This is a genomic window from Pontimicrobium sp. MEBiC06410 (assembly GCF_053601615.1).
Genome location: NZ_JBSHNT010000116.1, coordinates 1 through 10,654 on the forward strand (window position 1 = coordinate 1; position 10,654 = coordinate 10,654).

Annotated in this window: 4 protein-coding genes; all 4 read left to right on the forward strand. The window is 32.9% G+C overall.

Going from position 1 to position 10,654, the window contains the following annotated elements; genetic code table 11:
- Positions 1 to 782 (forward strand): T9SS type B sorting domain-containing protein (locus ACVC08_RS00850; protein ID WP_452600615.1); only part of this gene is annotated, 782 nt, incomplete at its 5' end.
- 41 nt (positions 783 to 823) lie between these two features.
- Positions 824 to 2,671, forward strand: a complete 1,848-nt coding sequence (locus ACVC08_RS00855; protein ID WP_452600616.1) for a gliding motility-associated C-terminal domain-containing protein — start codon at positions 824 to 826, stop codon at positions 2,669 to 2,671.
- A gap of 272 nt (positions 2,672 to 2,943) precedes the next feature.
- Positions 2,944 to 7,749: a choice-of-anchor L domain-containing protein gene (locus ACVC08_RS00860; protein WP_452600617.1), complete on the forward strand. Its 4,806-nt coding sequence runs from the start codon at positions 2,944 to 2,946 to the stop codon at positions 7,747 to 7,749.
- A 136-nt stretch (positions 7,750 to 7,885) separates the two neighbouring features.
- The coding region (locus tag ACVC08_RS00865) for an L-type lectin-domain containing protein (protein WP_452600618.1) at positions 7,886 to 10,654 on the forward strand (2,769 nt) is incomplete at its 3' end.

Consider the following 10,654-nt stretch of genomic DNA (forward strand, 5'->3'; position numbering starts at 1 on the left):
ATTTAGAAGACAATTACCTATTATGTATCAACACCAATGGTACAGAAGTCATTAACACGCCAGCAATAGACACGGGCTTAACTGTGGCCGATGGCTATACCTTTACCTGGTACTTAGAAGGCGTAGAACAACCACAATACACAAACCAATCAAGTATTACCCCAACAGAAGGCGGGAACTACTCGGTAGTGGTTACTAGTGCCTTAGGCTGTTCTACCATAGTAGGCGACCCAAATACAGTAACCTTTGTAGAAGTAAGCGAGCCACCAGTGGTTACCGCAGAGATTACCACATTAGCCTTTGCAGACCAACATGATATTGCAGTAACGGCAACAACAACGGCAAGTACAGCCATCTCGGTATACGAGTTTAGTATCGATGGCGGAGCATGGGAAGCCAATACACCAAACGATGGGATGTATACCTTTAGCAATGTAGAAGCAGGAGAACATACTATTACGGTAAGAGACGCTATAGGCTGTGGGGAAACTACCATAACCATTACTGTTATAGACTACCCACATTACTTTACACCTAATGGGGATGGGTACCACGATACGTGGAACATCTATGGCTTAGCTGGACAAGCAGATGCTATTATTTATATCTTTGACCGTTATGGCAAGCTATTAAAACAACTAAGCCCTTCTGGAAGTGGATGGAATGGTACCTATAATGGCAACCCAATGCCTAATAGTACGTATTGGTTTACGGTACAGTATAGAGAACCGAGCACTAATGAAGTGAAAACTTTTAAGGCCCATTTTGCGTTGAAACGATAAGGAATTTGTATTTTTAAAACCTTGGTAATCAAATGGACTGAATGAAAAGCGTTAAATATATAGTATTATTCATTATTGTTTTTTTTCAAACAACAATAATAGTAGCTCAAGATATTACGCTTTTCAGTCAGTTTAATGGTCGTTATGATTATCTAGCTATAGGTAATACTTTAAATCAAGCAGAAAATAATCTAAATGGTTTTTTTTGCGAAACTTTACCATCATCTGAGGCTTTATTAAATGTAGACTCTTCATCAAATGTTATAGCTGCGTATTTATATTGGGCAGGTTCAGGTTCTGGAGATATGGAGGTAACTTTAAATAGTACAGATGTAGTAGCAGATGAAACTTATACTGTTGATTATGATGATCCTTTTCAAGGAGTACTTACTTATTTCTCATGTTATGCAGATGTGACCGATCAAATTTTAGCAGAGGGTAATACTATGTACGAATTATCTAATCTTGATATTTCAGAAACTTTGGCAACTATTCCTGGTTATTGTACTACTAGAACAAATTTTGCAGGTTGGAGTCTGTATGTTATTTTCGAAAACAACAGTCTTCCGCTAAATCAGGTAAATTTATTTCAAGGATTAGAAATTATAAACAGAAATGTTCAGGAAAAAACTATTTTACTTAATAACGTCAATGTTTTAGACAATGACAATGCTAAAATTGGTTTTTTGGCATGGGAAGGAGATAATGCTTTAAATTATGGTGAGAGTATTTCTATTAACGGTAATCTTATTTCAAACCCTCCTCTAAATGAAGTTGATAATGCATTTAATGGTACTAATAGTTTTACAAATGCTACAAATTTTTATAATTGTGATTTAGATGTTTATGGAATTGAAAATAATATTGTAATTGGGGATACAGAAGTTGAAATAAAGTTAACCACAGGGGCTATAGATCCTCAAACAGGTAATCTTAGAGCAGATTTAATTATAATCAATAATATTATAACTGTACTTAATAGTCAATTGCCAGATGCTACAATAGTATTAGATGATTATTTTGTGAATTGTGGAAATCGTACTTTAGACCTAGACTATACTGTAAATAACCTAAATAGTACAGCAAGTTTACCTTCTGGAACTATTATTTCATTTTATGCCGAAACTATACTTATTGGGCAATCACAAACATTTAGCAATATTGTTATCGGAGGTTCAGAAAGTGGAGAGATTACTTTACAAATACCTAATAATATTCTTGATGACTTCTTATTATCTGTAATTGTGGATGATGATGGAAATGGAAACGGAAATGTAATAGAGATTATTGAAATAAATAATGAAGTTATAGAAGACATATCACTTATCCCTCTTCCTGAAACTCAAATTATACAAGCAATGGAAGCTTGTGATATTGGATTTAATACAGCCATTTTTGATTTAACTATTAATTTAGCAGAAATAGAGGCCAGTAATTATTCTGAATTTTCATTTTATGAAACAATAGAAGATTTACAAAATGATATTAACGAGATTTTAATTCCTGAAAATTATCAGCCATCTTCAACGCCTACAACTATTTTTATAAGAGCAGAAACAGCTATTTGCTTTGATATTTTCCAATTTGAGCTATTAACAGAAAACTGTCCTCCATATATCCCAGATGGGTTTTCTCCAAATAATGATGGTTTTAATGATTTTTTTAATATTCAGGGATTGTACGATATTTTTGAAAATCATGAATTATTAATATATAACCGTTACGGAACTTTAATTTTTCAAGGTAATAATGACCTTAAATGGTATGGTAAATCTAATAGAGGAATAAATAGTGGTGGAGACTTACCTTCTGGAACTTACTTTTATGTATTGCACCCCAACGATTCCAATTTTAAAACCTTAACAGGTTGGGTTTACCTGAATAGGTAATTCTCTTACTTATCTAACCAAGAACACATTCCTAATATTTTATGAAAATAAAACTTTTTCAAGAATTCTCTCGTATGTAATTATGAGGTTTATTTTATAGACCTTCAAAATAACTTTAAAATTAGCATTTAATCGGATATTTCAATTTGAAAAATGCATTTTATCTATTTTTTTTGCATTTCATCCGAAAAATGATTAATTTCGTAGTACACAAAAAATACCCCAAACTTCCCTACAAAATGTTTAAACATTTGAAAAAAAGAAACACAAATATGAAGTTTAATTACATGTTATGTTTCATCGCTTATATGTTATTTCAACAAGTAAATGCCCAGCAAATATCTATAGATGATTCTTTAACACCGCAACAGCTTATAGAAAATAACTTAGTGCAAGGATGTGTCCAAGTATCTAACATTACATCATCATTTAATGGTAGTGTAAATGGTTTTTCTAGTTATGGGTATTTTGATAGAGCTAATTCTAATTTTCCTTTCGAAAATGGAATTGTATTATCATCTGGAAATGTAAGCTCTGCTGGAAATGTTGAAAATGTAAATCCTTTAAATGAAGGGGATAATAGTTGGGGGACAGATCCAGATTTAGAAACCGCTCTAGGTATTTCCAACACTTTAAATGCAACTTCTATAGAATTCAACTTTATTTCAGCATCTAGTACAATTCAGTTTAATTATATTTTAGCTTCCGAAGAGTATTTTAATAATTACCCATGTAATTATTCAGATGGTTTTGCTTTTTTAATTAGAGAAGCAGGAACAGCAGCTCCTTTTCAAAATATAGCAGTAATTCCTAGCACCACAATTCCTGTAAATACAAATACAATACATGATGAAATAGTTGGGTTTTGTGATGCTGAAAATGCTCAGTTTTTTCAAGGATACAACATTGGAGATACAAATTTTAATGGAAGAACAACTGTTATGTCTGCCTCTGCAAGTATAACCCCAAATGTTCAATATCAAATAAAATTAATTATAGCAGATCAAACAGATAGAAATTTTGATTCCGCTGTCTTTATAGAAGGGAATAGCTTTACAGATAGTGTAAATTTAGGAGAAGATATTTCTAGTTGTAATACATCAACAACATTAGATGCTGAGACAAATAATCCAGATGCTCAGTATGTATGGTTTCAAGATGGAAATCAATTATCAGAAACATCAAGTAGTTTATTTGTTGATTCTTCTGGAGTATATTCTGTAGAAATAACCGTTCCATTAGGGTCTACAACATGTACATTTTCTGATGAGATAAATGTTGTACTTAACGCTATAGAAACAGGCCCTCCTGTTAGTGATTATACGCAATGTGATGATGCTAGTAATGATGGGGCAGAATTGTTTGATCTCACCATTAAAACTCCAGAAATAGAGGCTGCGTTGCCTCCTTCTAATTATACAATAAGTTATCATATATCTAATGCCAATGCTATAAGTAATAGCAATCCTTTAACTACAGTTACAAATATCGTTAGTCCTCAAACAATATATGTTAGAGCAGAAGATACAAATACAGGTTGTGTATATATAACTACATTTTTATTAGTTGTAAACCCTTTTCCTATTATTACAAATCCAGATCCTATAGAAATATGTTCGAATGGAAGTAACGAAATTATTTTAACAGACTATAATGCTATTGTTACAAATAGCAATAGTAATTTACAAGTTACCTATCACTATTCGCAAACAGATGCAAATACAGGAACAAACCCAATAGCATCTCCATATACACCAACAAATCCTAATGAGGAATTATTTATAGCAGTTATTGATATAACAACAAATTGTTCTGCATATACAAGCATAATGATTAATACAACAGATGCTCCTAATGTTAATAATGAAACGCAACAAATTAATGCTTGCGAACAGGATGACGATGGTATAGAAACCTTTGATTTAACAACAGTAATTAATGATGTATTACAAGGTGCCACAGGTGTAACAGTAACATTTCATACCTCTCAAGAAGATGCAAATACAGGAGTAAATCCAATAGTAGACCCTACAAATTATCAAAATACAACTCCAGATTTAGAAATAATTTATATTAGAGTTGAAAATGATAACAACTCTTGTTTTTCGATTGTATTATTAGAATTACATACTAACATTCTTGAAACAGGGACAAATATTCGTAATTTTGGCACTTGCGATGTAGCTCCAGATGATGGAAGTGGAACTTTTGATCTTAATGCTATAACAACAGTTATTTCTAATAATCTAGAAGATGTAACGATAACTTATTATGAAACAGAATTAGATCTACAAAACAATACCAACCCTTTAGATACTTCTACTCCATATACTGTAAATAGTTCTCAAATTTTATATCTATTAATAGAGAATCCTGACTGTAGTAATACGGCAGAAATAGAGTTAACTGTATATCCATCTGTAACAATAACAAACACCGATACTGTAACATATTGCGATACTGATGACGACATGTTAACTTCTATTGAATTATCTGAATTTAATGAAATAGTAAGTGCTGGAATCCCTAACCCTACGGTAACATATTATGAAACCATGGCCGATGCAGAAAATCAAACCAACAGTCTTCCTCCTTTCTATGATAATACATCAAGCCCAACAACTATATATGTTAGAGTTCGTACAACATCTGGATGTTTTGATATTAAGCCGTTAACAATTGAAGTATTACCAGCGCCAACAGTATCAATTCCTACAGATTATGTTGTTTGTGATGATGATCAAGATGCTTTTTCTATTATAGATTTAACAACAAAAATAGATGAAATAGTAAATAACACTAATGGATTAAATATTTCATTTTTTCTAACAGAAGAAGATGCTAATAACTCTTCCAATGAAATAGTTAATAGTACAAATTACAATACGCAAACTACCACAGTTATAACTAAAGTTGAATATCAATCTACTGGATGCTATGCTTTAGTACCAATAAATATAATAGTAAATACATTACCCGAATTTATTCCTATCACTAACTTTAGAAATTGTGAAACAGATGGCAATCAAATAGCCGATTTTATTTTATCAGAAAAGGATGAGGAAATACTAAACGGACAAACTGGTAAAGAGGTACTGTATTTTGAAACTGAACAAGACGCAATTAATAGAACTAACATTATAGATAAAAACAATGTTTACAATAATACCTCTCAAACACAAACTATTTATGTTAGAGTTGAAAATGTTACAGATAATAATTGTTATGGAATAGCTTCTTTTATAATAGAAGTAGGGTCTGAACCAATTTACAATGCGCCTTTAGATGTTTTTGTCTGTGATGATATTTCTAATGATGGTTTTGAGATCTTTGATTTAAGTGAACAAATTGATGCAATCATGGAAAATAGTCCAGAAGCATTAAGTGTAACAGTTCATTTAACATTAGAGGACGCTCAAAATCAAGAAAACCCATTGCCAAATACATTTGCAAATACCGTAAACCCACAAGAATTATTTGTGAGCGTAGATAATGGAACTTATTGTCAAGGAATAGCTTCTTTTGAATATAATGTAGTACAAATACCAGAAGTAAGTTCAGCTTCCGCTTTAAGAGCATGCGATACAGATACAGATGGTAGTATTGTTTTTGATTTAACAGTTGCCGAGTTTGAAGTTTTAGCAATAAGACAAGACGATACAGTTGTAACGTATTATGAAAATGAAGAAGACTTAAATGCTGGTGTAAACCCAATAACAACTCCTACTAACTACAATAATGTAAGTAATCCTCAAATAGTATATATATCGGTAACTAATACAGTTTCTAATTGTTCGGCGAATGTTCCTATTGAGTTAATTGTAGATTTACCACCAACAATAGCAGATATACCTGTGTTTCAAGCCTGTACAAATGAAGATAATTTTTATAATTTAAATGACACAATTGAACCATTAATTGGAACTCAAGAAAATGTAGCTGTTTCATTTTATAGTTCATTAACAGATGCAGAATCTATGCAAAATGAATTAAGTACAAATTACACATATATTACTAATAGCGATACTATCTTTATTAGAGCAGAGTTTACAGATACTAATTGTGTTAATTATGGTTCGTTTACAATAGAAGTTATTCCATTACCAATGGCTAATCCTGTGCCAAATTTACAAGCATGTGATGATGATTTCGATAACATGTTATCTTTTAATTTATCTCAACAAACACCAATAGTTTTAGGAACTCAAAATCCTAATGATTTTACTGTATCTTATTTTATTTCTGAAAATGATGCAATATCTAATGAAAATGAAATTTTAAATCTAGATTACACAGTTGAAGCGATACAAACATTTTATATAAGAGTAGAAAATAATGAAACAAATTGTTTTAATATTACAAGTTTTAATGCCACAGTAAATAGGAAGCCTTTTGTAGATATAACAGATCAAGTAATATGTTTAGACAATTTACCACTTATTGTATCGGCAGATACTAACGTCTCTTCAGATACATACTTATGGTCTACTAATGAGTCAAGTTCAGTAATAGAAATAAATGCAATAGGACAATATTCGGTTACTGTTACAAGCAATTTGGGGTGCTCAACAACATCTACATTTAATGTAATCCAATCGGAAGCTGCAACTATAGAATTTACAGAGACCGTAGATTTTGCAGACCCTAATAATATCACAGTAGTTGTTAGTGGTTCTGGAGATTACTTATACCAGTTAGATGATGGAATACCTCAAGAATCAAACTTTTTTGCAAATGTACCTATTGGACCGCATGTTATTACTGTTATAGATATAAATGGTTGTAACTCTACATCTAAAGATGTTGTTATCATAGATGCGCCACAATTTGTAACTCCAAATGGAGATGGTTTTTTCGATACTTGGCATATAACAGGAGTAAGTCAATTACCAGGAACTTTAGTTTATATTTTTGATAGATACGGTAAATTACTTACTACACTAAAACATAATTCTTATGGATGGGATGGGACTTACAATGGCCATATGATGCCAGCAAATGATTATTGGTTTTTAGCTAAAGTTGTAAAAGGAAACATAAAATTTGATGTTAAAGGCCATTTTACTTTAAGACGTTAATCTTTTTTTAAATTATTTTTCGCAATATTATTAAATAGTAAAAAAGGCAGTTAGGAGTTTTTATCTTTTAATTGTTATATACAATATGGTTAAAATCCATTTTAATTAGATTTGCACACAATTCATATTATTCAACATGACTTTTAAAAAAAACATAACACTAGTTGTATTTCTAGTTTTCTTTATAAAAATTAATGCTCAATTATCTACTACTTTCATTGGAGATGCAAGCGACTTAGGAAATAACTGTTATCAAATTACACCAAATATTAATACCCAAGTAGGTGCAGTCTGGTTAGATAATGCTATCGATTTAACAAATGATTTTGTGATAAAAGTTAATGCTAATTTTGGATCAAATGATGCCAATGGAGCAGATGGTATGGCATTAATATTAAAGGACACAGCTACACCTGTAGTTGGCAATCCAGGAGGAGGCGTTGGCTATGAAGGTATTACTCCTTCATTAGCTGTTGAATTTGATACATGGCAAAATACTGATGAAAATGATCCTATAGCCGATCATATAGCAATATTATCTAATGGAGTGGTTAACCATTCAGCTGCAGAAAATTTAGCAGGCCCAATTCAAGCATCAAACACCTCTACTAATATAGAAGACGGTAATAATCATGAAGTAAAAATAACATGGGAAAGCACAACAAACACATTAACCATTTTTTTCGATTGTAATCAACGTCTCTCCTATACAGGAGATATTTCTAATGATTTATTTAGTGGAAACTCAAATGTTTTTTTAGGCTTTACAGGATCTACGGGAGGTGCTACAAATGTACACCAAGTTTGTATAGAGTATCTTACAACCGATAATTTTCTATCAATACCCGATCAAAGTGTTTGTAGTGGAGAATCATTAAATACAGTAGATGCTACTTTAGCAGGAACCTATACCTATGCATGGACACCTACTATAGGAGTAAGTGATCCAGCCATTGCAAACCCAGTTTTTACTCCAAATGCAACAACAACATATAGTGTTGAAATAACTGATAGTTGTGGAGCTTTAATAGCAAGTGAATCGTTTACATTATCTATAGAAAACCCAGCCATTAATAATGCTTCAAATATAGAGTTATGCGATGATGCAAGTAATGATGGCTCAGAAACATTCGATTTAACAACGCAAGATGCCGATATATTAGGTTCTCTTTCTGCAACAGATTATAATATTACCTATTATTTAAGTTTTGCAGATGCAGATAATGGCACAAATCCATTACCAGACCTATATACTAATGTTGCCAACCCAGAACCAATTTTCGTGAGGATAGAGAGTGCAACCATTCCAACCTGTTATACTGTGTCTAACAATGCTCTATTTGAACTTATAGTAAACCCAGTAGATGATGCTTCATTTTCTATAATACCAAATTGTACTGGAGGAACAGTTAATAATATAGTAACTCCAGGAGGTGTTTTTGCATTTAATCCATTACCTTCAGATGGAGCTACTATAGATGCAATGACAGGTAATGTTACCGGAGCTTCATCAGGTACATCATATACTATTCAATATACTACAAGTGGAACCTGTCCAAGTTCTAGTACACAAACTCTAAATGTATTACCTCTAGACGATGCTTCTTTTACAATGACACCAAACTGTAATGGAGCTACTGCTAATATAGATGGACTTGCTGGTGGGACATTTACTTTTAATCCAATGCCTACAGATGGAGCAATTATAGATGCAGGAACTGGAGAAATAACAATGGGAGTCTCAGGGACAACTTATACCGTAGAATATACTACAAATGGAACATGTACAGCTACAAACATAGAGAATGTTACGGTACACCCGTTGCCTGTAATAAATACTCCTACACCTTTAAGTGTTTGCGACGATGGTACACCAGATGGAATTACAAGTATAGATCTTTCTATTAAAAATGGAGAAATTTCTGGAGGAAATACTAACTATTTTGTAAGTTATTATTTAACATTGATAGATGCCCAAAATGGTGTTAATCCATTGCCGATTCCGTACACTAATATAGTGCCGAATATGCAACAAATCTTTGTACGTGTTGAAGATAGCATAACAAACTGTTTCGATACAACAACACTAACCTTACAAGTCGAGCAAGCCCCAGTAGCCTGCACCCCAACACCATTAGAATACTGCGACCCAGATAGCGATGGTTTTGGAGAATTCGATTTAACCCAAGCAGACAATGAAATCGCTTGTGGAGCTATAGGATTAAATATCACCTACCATGAAACCATGGCCGATGCAGAAAACAACATTAATGCCATCACAGGCATTTACAATAACATTGTGGTTAACATGCAAACCATTTATGTACGAATAGAAAGCTCAACTATCGCAACAGACTGTGCAAGCTTTGTAGAACTACAACTTATCGTCAACCCCACCCCACAAATAACAGCCCCCACCCCATTAGAAGTCTGCGACGATGATGCCGATGGCTTTGCCAGTTTCGATTTAACCGAAAAAGAGCCAGAAATACTAAACCAATTAGACACAGACCCATCCAACGATTTAGACCCTGCACAATACATCGTAACCTACTATATCACAGAAGCCAATGCCAATGCAGGGACCAACCCTATAGCAACGCCAAATGCCTTTGTCAACACTATAGCCAATACCCAAACCATATGGATACGAGTAGAAGACAACACCAATAGCTGTGCAACAGTACGCCCACTAGAACTTATCGTCAATCCATTACCCGTACTCGTACAACCAAGTCCACTAGAACTCTGTGATGTTAATAACCCAGGCGATGAAGTCGAAGAATTTAATCTAGAAGAGGCCAACGCACAAATACTAAATGGACAAACAGGCATCACCCTAAGCTATTACCTAACCCAAGCCGATGCCGATGCCGCAGTTAACCCATTACCAACACTATACACC